At 66.1% G+C, this 16,539-nt stretch carries 21 protein-coding genes; 14 read left to right on the forward strand and 7 right to left on the reverse strand.

What is annotated here, in order from left to right:
- Positions 1–12: 12 nt before the first annotated feature.
- The 4 genes from grxD to serS form a co-directional block, all read right to left on the reverse strand.
- The gene (gene grxD / locus KUV38_RS05485; RefSeq protein WP_222469084.1) at positions 13–372 is read right to left on the reverse strand and encodes a Grx4 family monothiol glutaredoxin; all 360 of its coding nucleotides are present in this window, start codon (positions 370–372) and stop codon (positions 13–15) included.
- 439 nt (positions 373–811) lie between these two features.
- Positions 812–1,009, reverse strand: coding sequence for a hypothetical protein (locus KUV38_RS05490; RefSeq protein ID WP_222469085.1), 198 nt, complete (start codon positions 1,007–1,009; stop codon positions 812–814).
- A 138-nt stretch (positions 1,010–1,147) separates the two neighbouring features.
- Entirely contained in the window at positions 1,148–1,381 is a 234-nt protein-coding gene (locus tag KUV38_RS05495) for a BolA/IbaG family iron-sulfur metabolism protein (RefSeq protein ID WP_222469086.1), read from the reverse strand.
- A 60-nt stretch (positions 1,382–1,441) separates the two neighbouring features.
- On the reverse strand, positions 1,442–2,734 hold the full coding sequence (gene serS, locus KUV38_RS05500; protein WP_222469087.1) for a serine--tRNA ligase: 1,293 nt from the start codon (positions 2,732–2,734) through the stop codon (positions 1,442–1,444).
- Between the two features lie 549 nt (positions 2,735–3,283).
- Here serS and yajC point away from each other — a divergent pair.
- The 11 genes from yajC (at position 3,284) to KUV38_RS05555 (ending at position 11,157) form a co-directional block, all read left to right on the forward strand.
- On the forward strand, positions 3,284–3,574 hold the full coding sequence (gene yajC, locus KUV38_RS05505) for a preprotein translocase subunit YajC (protein ID WP_222469088.1): 291 nt from the start codon (positions 3,284–3,286) through the stop codon (positions 3,572–3,574).
- Between the two features lie 45 nt (positions 3,575–3,619).
- On the forward strand, positions 3,620–5,287 hold the full coding sequence (secD, locus tag KUV38_RS05510; protein WP_222469089.1) for a protein translocase subunit SecD: 1,668 nt from the start codon (positions 3,620–3,622) through the stop codon (positions 5,285–5,287).
- 3 nt (positions 5,288–5,290) lie between these two features.
- The gene (gene secF, locus KUV38_RS05515; RefSeq protein WP_222469090.1) at positions 5,291–6,265 is read left to right on the forward strand and encodes a protein translocase subunit SecF; all 975 of its coding nucleotides are present in this window, start codon (positions 5,291–5,293) and stop codon (positions 6,263–6,265) included.
- Positions 6,258–7,007, forward strand: coding sequence for a TSUP family transporter (locus KUV38_RS05520; RefSeq protein WP_222469091.1), 750 nt, complete (start codon positions 6,258–6,260; stop codon positions 7,005–7,007). The genes secF and KUV38_RS05520 overlap by 8 nt, the downstream gene beginning before the upstream one ends.
- 252 nt (positions 7,008–7,259) lie before the next feature.
- Positions 7,260–8,012 carry a sulfite exporter TauE/SafE family protein gene (locus KUV38_RS05525; protein WP_222469092.1) on the forward strand — a complete coding sequence of 251 codons (753 nt, stop codon included), beginning with the start codon at positions 7,260–7,262 and terminating at the stop codon, positions 8,010–8,012.
- Positions 8,013–8,019: 7 nt separating this feature from the next.
- The gene (locus KUV38_RS05530) at positions 8,020–8,382 is read left to right on the forward strand and encodes an Mth938-like domain-containing protein (RefSeq protein WP_222469093.1); all 363 of its coding nucleotides are present in this window, start codon (positions 8,020–8,022) and stop codon (positions 8,380–8,382) included.
- On the forward strand, positions 8,379–8,993 hold the full coding sequence (ccmA, locus tag KUV38_RS05535) for a heme ABC exporter ATP-binding protein CcmA (protein ID WP_222469094.1): 615 nt from the start codon (positions 8,379–8,381) through the stop codon (positions 8,991–8,993). Before KUV38_RS05530 ends, ccmA begins: the two co-directional genes overlap by 4 nt.
- Positions 8,990–9,646, forward strand: a complete 657-nt coding sequence (ccmB, locus tag KUV38_RS05540) for a heme exporter protein CcmB (RefSeq protein WP_222469095.1) — start codon at positions 8,990–8,992, stop codon at positions 9,644–9,646. The genes ccmA and ccmB overlap by 4 nt, the downstream gene beginning before the upstream one ends.
- Before the next feature lie 56 nt (positions 9,647–9,702).
- Positions 9,703–10,458: a heme ABC transporter permease gene (locus KUV38_RS05545; RefSeq protein ID WP_222469096.1), complete on the forward strand. Its 756-nt coding sequence runs from the start codon at positions 9,703–9,705 to the stop codon at positions 10,456–10,458.
- On the forward strand, positions 10,451–10,597 hold the full coding sequence (ccmD, locus tag KUV38_RS05550) for a heme exporter protein CcmD (RefSeq protein ID WP_222469097.1): 147 nt from the start codon (positions 10,451–10,453) through the stop codon (positions 10,595–10,597). The genes KUV38_RS05545 and ccmD overlap by 8 nt, the downstream gene beginning before the upstream one ends.
- Positions 10,594–11,157, forward strand: coding sequence for a DsbE family thiol:disulfide interchange protein (locus KUV38_RS05555; protein WP_222469098.1), 564 nt, complete (start codon positions 10,594–10,596; stop codon positions 11,155–11,157). The genes ccmD and KUV38_RS05555 overlap by 4 nt, the downstream gene beginning before the upstream one ends.
- A gap of 401 nt (positions 11,158–11,558) precedes the next feature.
- Here the strand turns inward: KUV38_RS05555 and KUV38_RS05560 are convergent, their stop codons facing one another.
- Entirely contained in the window at positions 11,559–11,852 is a 294-nt protein-coding gene (locus KUV38_RS05560) for a DUF6958 family protein (protein WP_222469099.1), read from the reverse strand.
- A 148-nt stretch (positions 11,853–12,000) separates the two neighbouring features.
- On the opposite strand from KUV38_RS05560, the gene KUV38_RS05565 reads away from it, so the two are divergent.
- The 3 genes from KUV38_RS05565 to KUV38_RS05575 all read left to right on the forward strand — a co-directional run bounded on the left by KUV38_RS05565 (position 12,001) and on the right by KUV38_RS05575 (position 13,353).
- On the forward strand, positions 12,001–12,384 hold the full coding sequence (locus KUV38_RS05565) for a TM2 domain-containing protein (RefSeq protein WP_222469100.1): 384 nt from the start codon (positions 12,001–12,003) through the stop codon (positions 12,382–12,384).
- 154 nt (positions 12,385–12,538) lie between these two features.
- Positions 12,539–12,835: a hypothetical protein gene (locus KUV38_RS05570; RefSeq protein ID WP_222469101.1), complete on the forward strand. Its 297-nt coding sequence runs from the start codon at positions 12,539–12,541 to the stop codon at positions 12,833–12,835.
- 200 nt (positions 12,836–13,035) lie between these two features.
- A complete protein-coding gene (locus KUV38_RS05575; RefSeq protein WP_222469102.1) occupies positions 13,036–13,353 on the forward strand; it encodes a hypothetical protein in 318 nt (105 codons plus the stop codon).
- Here KUV38_RS05575 and KUV38_RS05580 read toward each other — a convergent pair.
- Positions 13,338–13,643 carry a hypothetical protein gene (locus KUV38_RS05580; RefSeq protein ID WP_222469103.1) on the reverse strand — a complete coding sequence of 102 codons (306 nt, stop codon included), beginning with the start codon at positions 13,641–13,643 and terminating at the stop codon, positions 13,338–13,340. The genes KUV38_RS05575 and KUV38_RS05580 overlap by 16 nt on opposite strands.
- Before the next feature lie 107 nt (positions 13,644–13,750).
- A complete protein-coding gene (gene acnA, locus KUV38_RS05585) occupies positions 13,751–16,528 on the reverse strand; it encodes an aconitate hydratase AcnA (protein ID WP_222469104.1) in 2,778 nt (925 codons plus the stop codon).
- Positions 16,529–16,539: the final 11 nt, after the last annotated feature.

A 16,539-nucleotide genomic window follows, 5' to 3' on the forward strand; every position in this document is an offset into this window, starting at 1 on the left:
CCGGATGCGAAATCAAGCGTTGGCTTCGCGGATCTTGTCGGCGGCTTCCTTGTTGTAGGCGACACCGTTCTGCTCGAAGAGCGTGTCGAGTTCGCCGGAGAGGGTCATCTCGGTGATGATGTCGCAGCCCCCCACGAATTCGCCCTTCACGTAGAGCTGCGGGATCGTCGGCCAATCGGAGAAGTCCTTGATTCCCTGACGGATTTCTTCATCGGCCAGCACGTTCACATCCTTGAACTCGACGCCCATGAAGTTGAGGACGCCAGCCACGCGGGAGGAAAACCCGCACTGCGGCATCTCCTTGGTGCCCTTCATGTAGAGGACGACATCGTTGGCCTCGTTGGTTTCGGCGATCTGGTCTTGTGCGGACATTGCTGTCTCCTTTGGCCTGCGCGGCCTTTCGGGCGGTGTGTTTCGGGCTAACAGATAGAGTGGCGCAGCGCTGATTTCCAGCGGGTTTGCACCCTGGGGCCGTGATGGCTACGAGTGGCGCTTAACCCAATTGACGACCTTTCGGACAGTTAGGTGGGTATCATGCCGTTTACCATTGGCCCAAGTCGCTCGGTCGTTGCGGCTTTCGATCTCCTCGTTACGTCGTTGGGTGGAGTTTACAGCCGATAGGTCGGTTGCCTCCATTCCGAGGGGCACCCGCTTCGAACCATCTTCGGAGTAACGTTCTTCGGGGCGGATACTGGAGAGCTTCCGATGCTTGCCGCGGCGTAGGAAGGCCTCTGCCACGGCGGCCAAGATGACGAGGGACAAAATGGCAAGGATGATCCAGAGGCCTGTGCTCATGTGCGCGATTGTCCCATTATTTCAACTTGTTGCGGGTTCTGGAGCGGGCGGCGCCATAGGAGGCGCGGCGCTTTTGGGCAGGGTCCGGCAGGGCTTCGGGTTCGTCCGGCTCAGGATCGGGGTTGATCTTGTATTTCTTCCGTGCGGCGAAGCTGGCGCGCAGCACGGCGACCCCGGCGAGGAACCCCAAGAAGAGGATCAGGGCCGGATCCATACCACCCTCAACTCGCCCTGCGGGATGGGGCGTTTACCGCTTGGCCGTGTTTGTGGACGTTCCAAAGCTCTGTAATCGCTTTGTAAATCCACCCGGCGGAGTGGAGGGCCACGTTGATGCAGAAGCCCAGCACCTCCATCAGGGCGCCCGTGTGGTCAGGGCCAGCGCGTGGAGCTCGCCGGCGGGGCCGTCCATCTTGCCCTTGAGGGCGGCATAGACGGCGCGTTGCTGCTGGACCCGGTTCTGGCCGCGAAAGCTCTCGTCGACCACCTCGGCGGCGAAATGCTGGCCGTCATCGCCCTGAACCGACACCTGCGCGTTCGGAAAGGCTTCGCGGATGAGGTTTTCGATGTCGGTCGCGTCGATGGCCATGGGGGCTCCCTTGTCTTGCTCCCCCAGATGTAGGCTGCGGGCCTCGGGGGAGCAAGGGGATCAGGCGAGAGTGCCTTGCGGGGTGAGGGTGGTGCGGCCGCCAGTATAGGCATGCAGCACCTCAGGAAGTGTTACCGAGCCGTCCTCCTGCTGGCCGTTCTCCAGCACCGCGATCAGCGCGCGGCCCACGGCGAGGCCGGAGCCGTTGAGCGTGTGGACGAACTCGGGCTTGCCGCCGCCTTCGGGGCGGAAGCGGGCGTTCATCCGGCGGGCCTGGAAGGCACCGCAGTTGGAGACCGAGGAGATCTCGCGGTAGCAGTTCTGCCCTGGCAGCCAGACCTCGATATCGTGGGTGCGGACGGCGCCGAAGCCGGTATCGCCCGAGCAGAGCACGACCGTGCGGTAGGGCAGGCCGAGCGCCTCCAGCACCGCCTGGGCACATCCGGTCATACGCTGTTGTTCTTCAACGCTTTTGTCCGGGTGGACGACCGAGACCATCTCGACCTTTTCGAACTGGTGCTGGCGCAGCATCCCGGCGGTATCGCGGCCCGCGCTGCCCGCCTCGGAGCGGAAGCAGAGCGAATGCGCGGTGTAGCGGCGCGGCAGGTAGCTCTCGGAGATGATGCAATCGTTGACGATGTTGGTCAGCGTCACCTCGGAGGTGGGGATGAGCCACCAGCCTTCGCGGGTCTGGTAGCTGTCTTCCCCGAACTTGGGCAGCTGGCCGGTGCCGAGCATCATCTCTTCGCGGACGAGGACGGGGGCGTTGACCTCGGTCAGATCATGCTCGTTCACGTGCAAATCAAGCATGAACTGAGCGAGCGCCCGGTGGATGCGGGCGATGCCGCCGCTCATCAGCACGAAGCGCGAGCCGGCGAGTTTGGCGGCGGTTTCGAAGTCCATCGCCTCCTTGGCGCCGGGCAATTCGTAGTGCTCGAGGGGCGTGAAGGCGAAGTCGCGGGGGGTGCCCCAGCGGTGGATTTCGACGTTGTCATCCTCGTCGGCGCCGTCCGGCACATCGTCTTGCAGGAGGTTGGGCAGGCCCATGAGCAGCTCGCGCAGCTCGGCGTCCTTGGCCTTTGAGTCTTCCTCCAGGCGGGCGATTTCGTCTTTCTTTTCAGCGACAAGGGCGCGGAGGCGCTCGAACTCGGCCTCATCCCCGGCTGCCTTGGCGGCGCCGACCTGCTTGGAGGCGGCGTTGCGTTCGGCCTGGGCGGCCTCGGCCTCGGTGATGGCGGCGCGGCGGGCTTCGTCCAGCGCGAGGATCGGCGCGGAGGCCGAAGAGATCCCGCGCCGCGCCATGGCGGCATCGAAGCCGGCGGGGTTGTCACGGATGGTGCGTATATCGTGCATCTCTTGGTCCTCTGATGGTCGTTTCGGGCCTAGCAGACCCACCGTGCCGAGGGGTTAACGCGGGGCCGTTAACTTTGGAAGCGTTAACCAGCATATCCCATGCACATCTGATGCACATTCCATACATACGCGGTTTTCGCACAGAATCGGCGGGTTAACGGCGCGGGCTGTGCGTGTGTGGGGGGGAGCGGTGATTGGGATCGCCTTGCCCGGTGCGCGCCGAAGGCGCCGGGCAGCGCCGTCCCGCCCCACGGGGCGGCGCTTGGGTGAGGTTGGGGGGAACCTCAGGGGGAAGATGACTGCTGCGCGATAAAGTGGCATGCACGTTCGTTGTGAGCGCCACCCCACGGGACGGCGCTGACCAGCGCGCACCGGGCGGGGGCACGGGCAACAGCGCGACACTTTCACCGCCCCCTCTGGTGCTCCGGTCAAATCGCCCTTATCTGCCCCGCACGCGCTTGCATCGGCCCTGACCGGGCCATAGGGTGCGCGCCGACATGCCCGCCCCACGTGCGGGGACCGCAAAAACAAGACCAAGAAGGAGCTCCCATGGAGGGCTTTCAATCTATCGTCCCGCTGATCCTGATCTTCGGGATCATGTACTTTCTGCTCATCCGTCCGCAGCAAAAGAAGCTGAAGGAGCATCAGGCGATGGTCTCCGCGCTGCGCCGGGGCGACCAGGTGATCACGCAGGGCGGGATCGTCGGCAAGGTGACCAAGGTGCGCGACGACAACGAGGTCGAGGTCGAGATCGCCGAGGGCGTGAAGGTGCGGGTGGTCAAATCCACCGTGGCCCAGGTGCTCAGCAAGACCGAACCGGCGGCAGACGCCAAAGCATAAATCAGCCTCCCGAGCGGGGCGCGGCGACAGACCGGCGGGGGCACGATGCTTCAGATTTCTTTCTTCAACCGGCTGGTGATCTGGCTGCTGGTGGCCGTTGGGCTGCTGGTGGCGATGCCGAACGCCTTTTACTCCCGCGTGGAGAGCCACAATGACGCCGTGGCGGCGATCGAGAGTGGCGGGGCCACGCCCGAGCTGGAGGCCGATGCGGCCAAGTGGCCGGGGCTGCTCCCCAACAACCTCGTGAACCTCGGACTGGACCTGCGGGGCGGCGCGCATTTGCTGGGCCGCGTGCAGGTTGAAGAGGTCTATGCCGAGCGGATGAAGGCGATGTGGCCCGAGGTGCGCGATGCGCTGCGCGACGAGCGCGGCACCATCGGCACCATCCGCCGGGTCGACGGCCCCGAAGATCAGCTGCGCATTCGGGTTCAGAACTCCGACCAGATGGCCGCCGCGATGGACAAGGTCCGGGGGCTGGCGCGGCAGGTGGTTTCGCTCTCCTATCCGGGCGCGACCGATATCGAGGTGAGTGCCGAGGGTGATGTGCTGGTGGTCCAGCTGAGCCAGGCCGAGCGCGAGCTGAGCGATCAGCGCACTGTGCAGCAGAGCCTCGAGATCATCCGCCGCCGGGTTGACGAGGTCGGCACCCGCGAGCCGACGATTCAGCGGCAGGGCAGCGACCGTATTATCATTCAGGTGCCGGGCATCGGCTCGGCGCAGGAGCTGAAAGACCTGATTGGCACCACCGCCAAGCTGACCTTCCATCCGGTGGTGCAGCGGGTCTCCAGCCCCGATGCAGACGCCACTGGCCGCACTGTGACCCTGCCAAGCGCCGACCCCTCGGAAGAGGGCGTGTATTACGTGCTGGAGGAGAACCCGGTAGTCACCGGCGAAGAGCTGGTGGACGCGCAGCCCGACTTCGACCAGAACGGCCAGCCGGCGGTGAACTTCCGGTTCAATGCCAGCGGGGCGCGCAAGTTCGGGGATTACACCGCCGAGAACGTGGGCAGCCCCTTTGCCATCGTGCTTGATGGCGAGGTGATCAGCGCGCCGGTGATCCGGCAGCATATTCCGGGCGGCACCGGCATCATCTCGGGCAACTTCACCGTGCAGGAAAGCTCCGACCTTGCGGTGCTGCTCCGCGCGGGTGCGTTGCCTGCGGGCATGGACTTTTTGCAAGAGCGCACGATTGGCCCCGAGCTTGGGGCGGACAGCATCCGCGCGGGCGCCATTGCCTGCGTTGTGGCCTTTGCCGCCGTGCTGGTGTTCATGGCGCTCAGCTACGGGCTCTTCGGGATTTTCGCCAACATCGCGCTGCTTATCAACGTGGGCCTGATCTTTGGCCTGCTCAGCACCATCGGCGCTACGCTGACGCTGCCGGGGATCGCCGGGATCGTGCTGACCATCGGTATGGCGGTGGACGCCAATGTGCTGGTGTTCGAACGAATACGCGAAGAGCTGAAAACCGCGAAGGGGCCGAGCCGTGCCATTTCGCTCGGCTACGAGAAGGCGCTGAGCGCGATCATCGACGCGAACATCACCACCTTCATCACCGCCGCGATCCTCTTCGTGCTCGGTTCCGGCCCGGTGCGGGGCTTCTCGGTGACGCTTGCGCTCGGGATCATCACCTCGGTCTTCACCGCGATCTACGTGACGCGGCTGCTGATCGTGACATGGTTCGAACGGGCGCGGCCCAAGACGATTGAGGTGTAAGCGATGCGTTTGAGACTGGTTCCCCAAGAGACCAACATCAACTTCTTCGCCGCCCGCAAGGTGACCTTTGGGGCCTCGATGGTGCTGATGGTGCTTTCGGTCGTGGCATGGGCTCTGATGGGCCTGAACTTCGGCATCGACTTTCAGGGCGGCACGACGATCCGGACGCAGGCGGAGCAGCCTGTGGACGTGGCGGCCTATCGCGATGCGCTGCAGCCGCTTGAGCTGGGCGATGTGGCGATCAGCGAGGTTTATGACCCGACCTTTGCCGACAACGAACATGTGGCGATGCTGCGCATTCAGGCGCAGGAAGGCGCGGAGAGTGCAGAGAACGAGATGGTGGCCAATGTCGAGGCCGCGCTGAAGGGGGTGGATGAGACCATCCAGTTCACCTCTGTCGAGAGCGTCGGCCCCAAGGTAAGCGGCGAGCTGGTGCAGAGCGCGGTTTTGGCCGTGCTGGCGGCGCTTGGGGCGATAATGGTTTACATCTGGCTGCGCTTCGAGTGGCAGTTCTCGCTCGGCGCCGTTGTGGCGCTGTTCCATGACGTGTTGCTGACCATCGGCCTGTTTGCGGTGCTGCAGATCCGGTTTGACCTTGCGACCATCGCGGCGCTGCTGACCATCGTGGGCTACTCGATCAACGACACCGTGGTGATCTTCGACCGGGTGCGGGAGAACCTGATCAAGTACAAGAAGATGGCCCTGCAGGACGTGATGAACCTGTCGGTCAACGAGACGCTGAGCCGGACGGTGATGACCTCTGGCACCACGCTGATTGCGCTCATTGCGCTGCTGGTGCTGGGCGGGGACGTGATCCGCGGTTTCGTCTTTGCCATCACATGGGGCGTGATCGTGGGCACCTATTCGTCGGTCTACGTGGCCAAGAACGTGGTGCTGATGCTCGGCACCAAGCGGGATTGGTCGAAGCCGTCGGACGGCGGGCCGGGCGGCACGCAGTTTTCAACCTCGGATGCCTGAACCGCTCGTCGCGGCGCTGGCCACACCCGGCCTTGGCTGGGTGCTGGTGGCGGCGCTGGCGGCTGGGCTGGCCTATGGCTTCGCGGGCTTTGGCGCGGCGCTGATCTTCATGCCGGTGGCCGCCGCGCGGGTGGGGCCGGTGGAGGCGGTGACGCTGGAGGCCTGCATGGGGCTGGCCTCGGTGGTCACAGTGCTGCCGCGCGCGTTGAAGCTGGCGGACAAGCGGGACACGGGCGTGCTGCTGGCGGCCTCGCTGGTGGGTCTGCCGCTGGGGGTGTGGCTCTTGAAGGTGGTGGACCCGGAGCTGATGCGCTGGGGCATCTGCGGCGTGGCGGCGCTGACGCTGGCGGCGCTGGTGGCCGGGTGGCGGCGCAAGACGCAGGACACGCGCGGCGCCCTCATCGGCGTGGGCGCGGCCTCGGGCGCTCTGGGCGGCGCGACGGGGCTGACCGGGCCGGTGATGATCCTGTTCAAGCTGAGCGGGCAGGGCAGTGCGGCGGAGGTGCGGGCCTCGACGATCTCCTTTCTGACGCTGCTCTCGATGTTGCTGCTGCCGATGCTCTGGGTGCAGGGGCTGATCCGCATGGAGGCGCTGTGGATGGCGGTCTTGGTGCTGCCGGTCTACATGGCGGGGGCGCTGACCGGGCAGGGGCTGTTTCGGCCGGAGCGCGAGGGGCTGTACCGGCAGGTGGCTTATGGGCTGATCGGGCTGGCGGTGGTGATGAGCCTGCCGCTGTGGTGAGGGGGAGATGGAGGGCTGTGAGGTGAGCATGGCACTTGCACGGAATCAAGGCGCAGCCGCCGTGCAGCGCCGACCCGCCCCCCGGGGCGGCGCTTTGGTGAAGGCTGCGCTGACCACGGAGGTCGAGCTACAACGTCACCATAAAGTGCCATGCGCATCTGTTGCGAGCGCCCGCCCGCGGCTCGGCGCTGCACGGCTTGTGATGTGCCGGATGTCGCGGGGCGTCGGGACAATTCCCGACCTGCAACGATGGTGAGTGCGTTTCAGGAGGCCTGGGCCATTGAGGGCTTCTGGTGGCTGGTGGCGATCATCGGGCTGGCCGGGCTGGTGCGCGGGTTCGCGGGCTTCGGCACCGGTATGGTGTTCATCCCGCTGGCCTCGATCTTTCTGCCGCCGCTCTGGGTGCTGGCCGCCGTGATCGCGGTGGATGTGGCCGGCTCGGCCCCGGTGCTGCCGCGTGCCATCCGTGATGTGCGCGGACGCGATCTGGGCTGGATGCTGGCGGGCTGCGTGGTGGCGCTGCCTTTGGGCACCTATGCGCTGACGGCCTCGGACCCGGCGGTATTCAGATGGGGCGTCTCGGGGCTCGCGCTGGCGCTGGTGGCGCTGCTGATCTCGGGCTGGCGGCACCATGTGGAACTGGGGCCGAAGGGGCTGATCGGGGTGGGTGCGGCCTCGGGCTTTCTGGGCGGTTTCGTCGGCATGCCCGGCCCGCCGGTGGTGCTGGCCTATCTCGGCGGGCAATACCGGCCCGAACGGGTGCGGGCGACGACGCTGCTGTTCATGCTGTTGTTTGTGGCCATGCTGGGCGTGGTCTTTGCCCTGCGCGGCGTGCTCGTGTGGCCCGGGATCGCGCTGGGGCTGATGCTGATCCCGTCCTATGTGGCGGGCAACCTCGCCGGTCAGGCGCTGTTCGACCCTGAGAAGGCGCGGCTCTATCGCGCGGTGGCCTACGGGGTCTTCATTGCCTCGGCCCTTGCGGGGCTGCCGATCTTTGGCGATTAAGGCTGCCATGCGGATCAATGAAGTCGAGTTCAGGGGCGAGATGCCGGTGGAGGGCTACGGGCCCGGGTTCTGGCGCGTGGGCGGCGAGGTTGTGCGCGGCCCGGTGCTGCTGGGGCCGGGCGGGCTGCATGACTGGGCCGGGCTGGAGGATGTGGCCGCGCTGGTGGAGATGGCCGGGCGGGTCGATGTGCTGTTTCTTGGCATGGGCAGCGAGATTGCCCCGGTGCCTCGCAGCCTGCGGGAGGCAGTGGAACTGACCGGGCAGGGGCTGGATGTGATGGCCTCGCCCACGGCGGCGCGCAGCTACAACGTGCTGCTGAGCGAGGGCCGCAGGGTGGCGGCGGCGCTGATCCCGGTGGGCGGCGTTTGAGCCTTTTGCGGGCAGAGGGGCTGGCCGTGGCGCGCGGCGGGGTGCCGGTGCTGGAGGGCCTGACGTTTGAGCTGGCGCCCGGCGAGGTGCTGGTGCTGCGTGGGCCGAACGGTGTGGGCAAGACCTCGCTGCTGCGGGTGCTGGCCGGGCTGGCCGAGCCGCTGGAGGGCGCGGTGGACAGCGAGGGCGCCGCTTATGCGGCCCATGCGGACGGGCTGAAGGCCACGCTGACGGTGCGGGAGAACCTTGGCTTCTGGGCGGAACTGCATGGGGCTGAGGTGGGGGACGCGCTGGAGCGGATGAACCTTGCGGCGCTGGCGGAGCGGCAGGCCGGGAGCCTGAGCGCAGGGCAGAAGCGGCGGCTGGGGCTGGCGCGGCTGCTGGTGACGGGCCGGGCGCTGTGGCTGCTGGATGAGCCGACGGTTTCGCTCGATGCGGACTCGGTTGCGCTTTTTGCCGGAGTGGTGCGCGCGCATGTGGCGGCGGGCGGGGCGGCGGTGATCGCCACGCATATCTCGCTCGGGCTGGAGGAGGCGCGGGTGCTGGAGCTTGGCGGCTACAAGGCGGTGGAGCGGGCCGCGCCGGGCGGGTTTGACGAGGCTTTCCTGTGAGGGCCTTGCTGATCAGGGACATCCGGCTGGCGGTCCGCGCGGGCGGCGGCTTTGGGCTGGCGCTGGCGTTCTTTCTGATTGTCGTGGTGCTGGTGCCCTTCGCGGTCGGGCCGCAGCCTGACGTGCTGGGCGAGATCGCGGCGGGGGTGCTCTGGCTGGGCGCTCTGCTGGCCTGTCTGCTCTCGCTCGACCGGATCTTTGCGCTCGACTACGAGGACGGCTCGCTGGACCTGCTGGCGTCCGCGCCGGTGCCGATGGAGGGCGTGGTGGCGGTGAAGGCGCTGGCTCATTGGCTGACTACGGGCTTGCCGCTGGTGCTGGCCGCGCCGGTGCTGGGGGTGCTGCTGCACCTGCCGGGGCCGGGTTTCGTGTGGCTGACGGTGTCGCTGGCGGTGGGGACGCCCGCGCTCTCGGTCATTGGCTGCTTCGGGGCGGCGCTGACGGTGGGGCTGAAGCGGGGGGGCTTGCTCTTGAGCCTCATCGTGCTGCCGCTCTATGTGCCGGTGCTGATCTTCGGGGCCGAGGTGGCGCGGCGGGGCGCGGAGGCCTTTGCCGTGGGCACGCCGCTGGCGCTGCTTGGCGGGTTGGCGGCGGGGGCGGTGGCGCTGCTGCCCTTCGCCTCGGCTGCGGCAATACGTATCAACTTGCGCTAAGGACCTCCGGGGTATGTGTATTGAGCCGAAACGGGACGGGGCCTAGGGTGCGCGGCATGTCGCTTTGGGAATATGCAAATCCGGTGAAGTTCATGGCCACCAGCGGGCGGATTCTGCCCGCTTTTGCCGTGGCCGCTGCCGTGGTGACGCTGGCGGGCGTGGCCTGGGGCTTTTTCGCGACGCCGGAGGATTACAAGCAGGGCGCGACGGTGAAGATCATCTTTCTGCATGTGCCCGCGGCGATGATGGCGATCAACGCATGGGCGATGATGCTGGTCTGCTCGCTGATATGGGTCGTGCGGCGGCATCATGTGAGCGCGCTGGCGGCCAAGGCGGCGGCGCCTGTGGGCGTGGCGATGACGCTGATCGCCCTTTTTACCGGGGCGGTTTGGGGCCAGCCGATGTGGGGGACATGGTGGGCGTGGGACCCGCGGCTGACCTCCTTCCTGATCCTGTTCCTGTTCTACCTCGGTTACATGGCGCTCTGGGCGGCGATCGACGACCCGGACACCGCGGCCGACCTGACCTCTGTGCTCTGCCTCGTTGGCTCGGTCTTTGCGATCCTGAGCCGGTACGCGGTGAACTTCTGGAACCAGGGGCTGCATCAGGGCGCCTCGGTGCTGCGGGCGGGCGCGGTGACAGGCGCGGACACGGAGGAGAAGGTGAGCAATGTTTACGCTGTGCCGCTCTTCGTGAGCATGGCGGGCTTCGTGCTGCTTTTCATCGCGCTGGTGCTGCTGCGTACGCGCACGGAGATCCGGGCGCGGCGGATCAAGGCGCTGGAAGCGCGGGCGAGGATGGCGGATGCCTGAGTTGGGGAAATACGCAGGCGAAGTTCTGGCGGCCTATGGCGGCTCCATCGCGATCCTCGGCGGGCTGGTCTGGCTCTCGATCCGCAACGGCGCGAAGGTGCGCGCACGGCTGAGGGCGATGGAGGAGGCGCGCAAATGAAGCCGCTCTATTTTGTGCCCTTCGCGGTGGTGGCGCTGCTGCTGGGCGCGATCTTTCTGCCCAAGCTGATGGCGAACAAGGCGGACCCGGAGGCGGCGGAGGCCTTGCCCTCGACCTTCATCGGCAAGCCCGCGCCGGAGCTGGCACTGGACGGCTTTGCCGGGCAGCCGGAGCTGACAGCGGAGCTGCTGGCGGGCGACGGGCTGAAGCTGGTGAACTTCTGGGCCAGCTGGTGCGCGCCCTGCCGGGTGGAGCATCCGAACCTCGTGGCCATCGCCGAGGCGGGGGTGCCGATCTACGGGATCAACTACAAGGACGACCCGGCAAAGGCGGCGGCGTTTCTGGCCGAGTTGGGCAACCCCTATGCCGCCATCGGGGCCGATACCGAGGGGCGCAACGGGTTTGGCTGGGGCGTATACGGTGTGCCGGAGACCTACCTGATCGACGGCGAGGGCCGGATCGTGCTGCGCGTGGCGGGGCCGGTGACCTCATCCAGCTATGCCCGCGACCTCGGGCCTGCGCTGGAGGCTGCGGGCATCGAGGTCACGCTCGGGGAGTAGCGGCGCGGCGCGTGCTACATCGGCTGGCTGCGCGAGTGGCGCGGGCCGGGATGGATATTTTCGGCAAGAAAATGCAGTTGGGCGGTGGCTCTGCGGCGCGGCGACGGGCTTTTGCGGCGCGCGGGTTGCCCCAGCGTTAATCAGGCGTGAATTGGCGGTGAAAGCGCCGGGGCGGGCGTGGCGCGACTCGGGGCGGGGTGGCAAAGCTGTCGGTGCGGGCCGTGGTGGACCGCAGATTTTAGAGACCGAGATTTGCAAGTACGCAAGCCATTTCAGGCAAGCATTTGAGACCAAGACAGGCCGGACCTCCCCGTTACCGGCTACTCCGGGCGCCACTCGCCCGACATTGTGAGAAGACCCCGGCATTCCTCCCCGTGGCCGGGGTCTTCTTCTGTCTGGGCTCAGGTCTTGTAGAGGCGGACGGGCGGGGCCTCGGCGCGGGCGATTGTGCCCTTGGCCTCCAGATCGAGTTGCACGCATTTCAGCCACCAGCCGGCTGTGTCGCCGCCCGGAAAGAGATCGCCGGGCAGAGCGGGCAGCAGGGCTTCCTTGGCGTCGGCCACCTTCATCCCCGGCGGCGCGGTGGGCAGGACCGAGAGCAGGGCCGCGCGCATGGCCTCGAACTTGGGACGGTTCACGCGGGTGGTTTTGCCCGGTGTGTTCACGTTCTCGACTTCGATGCGGTCGTCACTCATGGCCCATCCTCCCCTGATGCCCGGCTCGCAGCATAGCACCGCGCGGGGGGGAGGGGGAGGCGGGCCCGAAATTGCCGGTCGTCTGCCATTCGCGGGCCATAGGAAGGAGCGATGTAAGAAAAGGGCGACAGAAAAGAGTGCAGTAACCATGGAACGTGAGGCGCGTTTGGCGGCGCAGGTGGCGCGGGAAATGAGGCGGGAGAAGAAGTCTCTGGCGGCGGCCTATGCGTTTTTGGTGTTCGGCGGCGGCGTGGCGGCCCATCGGTTCTACCTTGGACGGATGCGCTCGGGCTTCGTGTTGGTGAGCTTGCTCTGGGGCGGGCTGCTTTTGAGCATCGCCTATGTCGGCATCCCGTTGGTGCTGGCCGGGCTTGTCTGGCAAGTGGTGGACCTTTTCCTGATCCCGGGCATGGCACGGGAGCACTTGGAGGACAGGAAGCCATATGTTGCGCGGCGTCTCGGTGTCGACGAGCAGGCGATCGACGGGTTGCTGGTGGCCGCGGCGCGGGCACCCCGATCGACCCAGGTCTAGACCGGGATTCATAGCGGGCGCACAGCGGCGTTTATGCCGCGTGCGCACAGCGTTTATCTGACGTGAAAAAGCCGTGTCTTCATAGAGGGGGTAATGGCTCCGCGGCAGGTTGAGCGGGCCGATTTTGGCACCTATTCAAACCATGAGGATTTCCATGACCTTTTTGAAAACCACCTTTGCCGCCACGCTCTGCGTCCTTCCGGTGCTCGCGGGCGCGCCGGCCTCTGCCAAGCTCAAGACCGACGTGACCGAAACGCTTCGCGGGACGTATCTGGCGACGGTGAAGGACACCAAGGATTCCGATTACGACTGGATCGAGGAGTTCGCGACCGAGGAGGAAGCCGAGGAGGCGGCAAAGAAGGAGAAGAAGAGAAAGAAGAAGGAAAAGAAGGAGAAGGACGTGATGGATACCGGGGACGGCACCTGCACCGGCGCGATTTTTCAGTGCTGAGGGCGCCGGCCGTTGTGCCGGCTAAGTGACGCGGGCGCGGGCCGATCTGGCCCGCGTTTTGCGTTTGAGCAGGCGGGCCGTGGGAGCGTGAACGTGCAGGGAAATCGCCGTGAGTTCGGCGGGCGGGGGATGGCGCGGGGCAGGGGGCGTGTGGGAGGCTGGGGGCATTCATTTATGAAGTCATTCAAGGGAATTTTGCCATGACCCTGCCCAGACATTTTGCAGTTTCACTCCTTCTCGACACGCCGCTGCCCACGCGCGGCTCCACGGTGATCGAGTTGACGCGCGAGGCGGGCGGTTGGATCGCCTGGCTCGTGGATATGGACGTGCCGGAGAACACGCGCAGCCTCGGGCCGTTTCGCGGGCGCCGAGAGGCGCGGCGGGCGGCGAAGGCGGCGTTGGACGGGGTGAGTTCCTGCCCGGAGCCGAAGGCGGTGCGGGTAGCCAAGACTTCCGGTTCACGCGTCGGTCTTCGGCCGATCCTTGATCTGGTTGGGCAACGCTACGCGTCTGGTTGATCCGCAGCCAAGGTGAGCTGGCGCGTCAGGCCCGTGCGGAACAGGGTGTCTTTGCAGGAGGGGCAGATCTGGTTGTTCACTGCAGGAACCGGCTTGCAGCCTATCGGATAAAGGCCGCTTTTGAGCTTGCTGTCGAAGGCTGCTTCGAGAAGCCAACCCGTCCAGCCGCAGTTGCTATCGTTCCCCATACAGGTGGAAAGCGTGAGGAAGGCGATGTCCGGCCCGGTTTCGGCGTGGCGGTGTTCGATGTCGTCGATGGCGGCGTTGAACTCCGGTGTGTCGATCTTCATGGGGTCGTCTCCGGTGTCTGGATTGCGCCTACCCTGCATGACCCGATTAGAAAGAAAAGGCCCCGCCGGTGGGGCGGGGCCTTTGATGGGGTGCGGTGCCGTTCGGCTCAGGCGGCCTTGGCGAGGTTGCGCAGAACGTAATGCAGCACGCCGCCGTTTTCGATGTATTCCACCTCCACGGCGGTATCGATGCGGCACTTGAGGGTGATCTCTTTCACCGTGCCGTCGGCCATGGTGATCTCGGCGGGCACTTCTTGGAGCGGTTTGACGCCGACGAGGCCTTTGATCGAGACGGTTTCTTCACCGGTCAGGCCGAGGGTCTTGCGGGTGTCGCCGCCGGTGAACTCGAAGGGGATGACGCCCATGCCGACGAGGTTGGAGCGGTGGATGCGCTCGAAGTTCTCGGCGATCACCGCCTTGACGCCCAGAAGGGCGGTGCCCTTGGCGGCCCAGTCGCGCGAGGAGCCCGCGCCGTATTGCTCGCCGCCGAAGATCACCAGCGGCGTGCCCTGCTCCTGCCATGCCATCGCGGCATCGTAGATCGAGGTCTGCTCACCATCGGGGCCCTTGGTGTAGCCGCCTTCGACGCCATCGAGCATCTCGTTCTTGATGCGGATGTTGGCGAAGGTGCCGCGCATCATGACCTCATGGTTGCCGCGCCGGGAACCGTAGGAGTTGAACTCGCGCACGGGCACCTGCCGTTCGGTGAGGTACTTGCCGGCCGGGGTCGTTTCCTTGAAGGAACCGGCGGGGGAGATGTGGTCGGTGGTGATCATGTCGCCTAGGACGGCGAGCACCTTGGCGCCTTCGATGTTCTCGATCGGCTTGGTGTCCATCGTCATGTCTTGGAAGTAGGGCGGGTTCTGGACGTAGGTGGAGGTGGCTGGCCAGTCGTAGGTTTCCTGCTGGGGAACTTCGACGCCCTGCCACTTCTCGTCGCCCTTGAACACGTCGGCGTATTTGGACTGGAAGGCCTCACGCGTGACGGTCTGTTCGACCAGCTCGGCGACCTCCTGCTGGGAGGGCCAGATATCCTTGAGATACACCGGGTTGCCGTCCTGATCCTCGCCGAGCGGCTCGGAGGTGATATCGACGTTCATGTCGCCCACCAGCGCGTAGGCCACCACGAGGGGCGGGGAGGCGAGGTAGTTGGCGCGCACGTCGGGCGAGATCCGGCCCTCGAAATTGCGGTTGCCGGACAGCACCGAGGTGGCGACGAGGTCGTAATCGTTGATCGCCTTGGAGATCGGCGCCTCCAGCGGGCCGGAGTTGCCGATACAGGTGGTGCAGCCGTAGCCGACGAGGTTGAAGCCGATGGCGTCTAGATCTTTTTGCAGGTCGGCGGCTTCGAGGTAGGCGGAGACCACCTGCGAGCCGGGGGCCAGCGAGGTTTTGACCCATGGCTTTCGGGTGAGGCCCTTTTCGCGCGCCTTGCGGGCGACGAGGCCTGCGCCGATCATCACATAGGGGTTGGACGTGTTGGTGCAGGAGGTGATCGAGGCGATCACGATGGAGCCGTCATGCAGCTGATGCGAGGCTTCCTCTGCGTCGCGATACCAGCCCTTCTTGTGGTTGCCGGTGTCGCCCGGGATGTCGCGCGGCTCAGGCGCGCCGCCTTCACCCTCCCAGCGGACCTCTTCCTTGGCGGAGGCGTCCTTGGCAGCGCGCAGGCCGTCGATGAACTTGGCGAAGGCCGGAGCGGCCTTGTCGAGCGAAATGTAATCCTGCGGGCGCTTGGGGCCGGAGATGGCCGGAACGATGGTGCCCATGTCGAGCGACAGGGTGTCGGTGTAGACGGGGGCGTAATCGGAGCCGCGCCAGAAGCCGTTTTCCTTTGCGTAGGCCTCGACCAGCGCGATGCGGTCTTCATCGCGGCCGGTGTTGCGCAGGTAGCGGAGGGTCTCGCCGTCGATCGGGAAGAAGCCGCAGGTGGCGCCGTATTCGGGGGCCATGTTGGCGATGGTGGCGCGGTCGGCGAGGGGCAGGGTATCGAGGCCGGAGCCGTAAAACTCGACGAACTTGCCGACGACGCCCTTGGCGCGAAGCATCTCGACGACCTTCAGCACGAGGTCGGTGCCGGTGGTGCCCTCGACCATCTTGCCGGTCAGCTCGAAGCCGACGACCTCGGGGATGAGCATGGAAATTGGCTGGCCGAGCATGGCGGCCTCGGCCTCAATGCCGCCCACGCCCCAGCCGAGCACGGCGGCGCCGTTGACCATGGTGGTGTGGCTGTCGGTGCCGACGAGGGTATCGGGGTAGGCGACTTCCTTGCCGTCTTGGTCGGTGTCGGTCCAGACCGTCTGGGCCAGATACTCGAGGTTCACCTGATGGCAGATGCCGGTGCCGGGCGGCACGACGCGGAAGTTGTTGAACGCCGACTGGCCCCACTTGAGGAAGGTGTAGCGCTCCATATTGCGCTCATACTCGCGGTCCACGTTCATCTGGAAGGCGCGGGGGTTGCCGAACTCGTCGATCATCACGCTGTGGTCGATCACAAGGTCCACGGGGTTGAGCGGGTTAATCTTTTGCGGGTCGCCGCCGAGGTTCTTGATGCCGTCGCGCATGGCGGCGAGGTCGACCACGGCGGGGACGCCGGTGAAGTCTTGCATCAGCACGCGGGCGGGGCGGTAGGCGATTTCACGGGGGTTCTTGCCGCCCTTCTCGGCCCATTCGGAGAAGGCCTTGATGTCATCGACCGAGACCGTCTTGTCATCCTCGAAGCGGAGCATGTTCTCCAGCACCACCTTCAGCGCGGCGGGGAGCTTGGAGAAATCGCCCAGACCGGCGGCCTCGGCGGCGGGGATCGAGTAGTAATCGACCGACTGGCTGCCGACGGTGAGGGTCTTGCGGGTTTTGGAGGTATCGTGGCCGACGGTGATTGGCATGGGGGGCTCCC

The sequence above is a fragment of the Vannielia litorea genome, assembly GCF_019801175.1.
Classification (GTDB): Bacteria; Pseudomonadota; Alphaproteobacteria; order Rhodobacterales; family Rhodobacteraceae; genus Vannielia; species Vannielia litorea_B.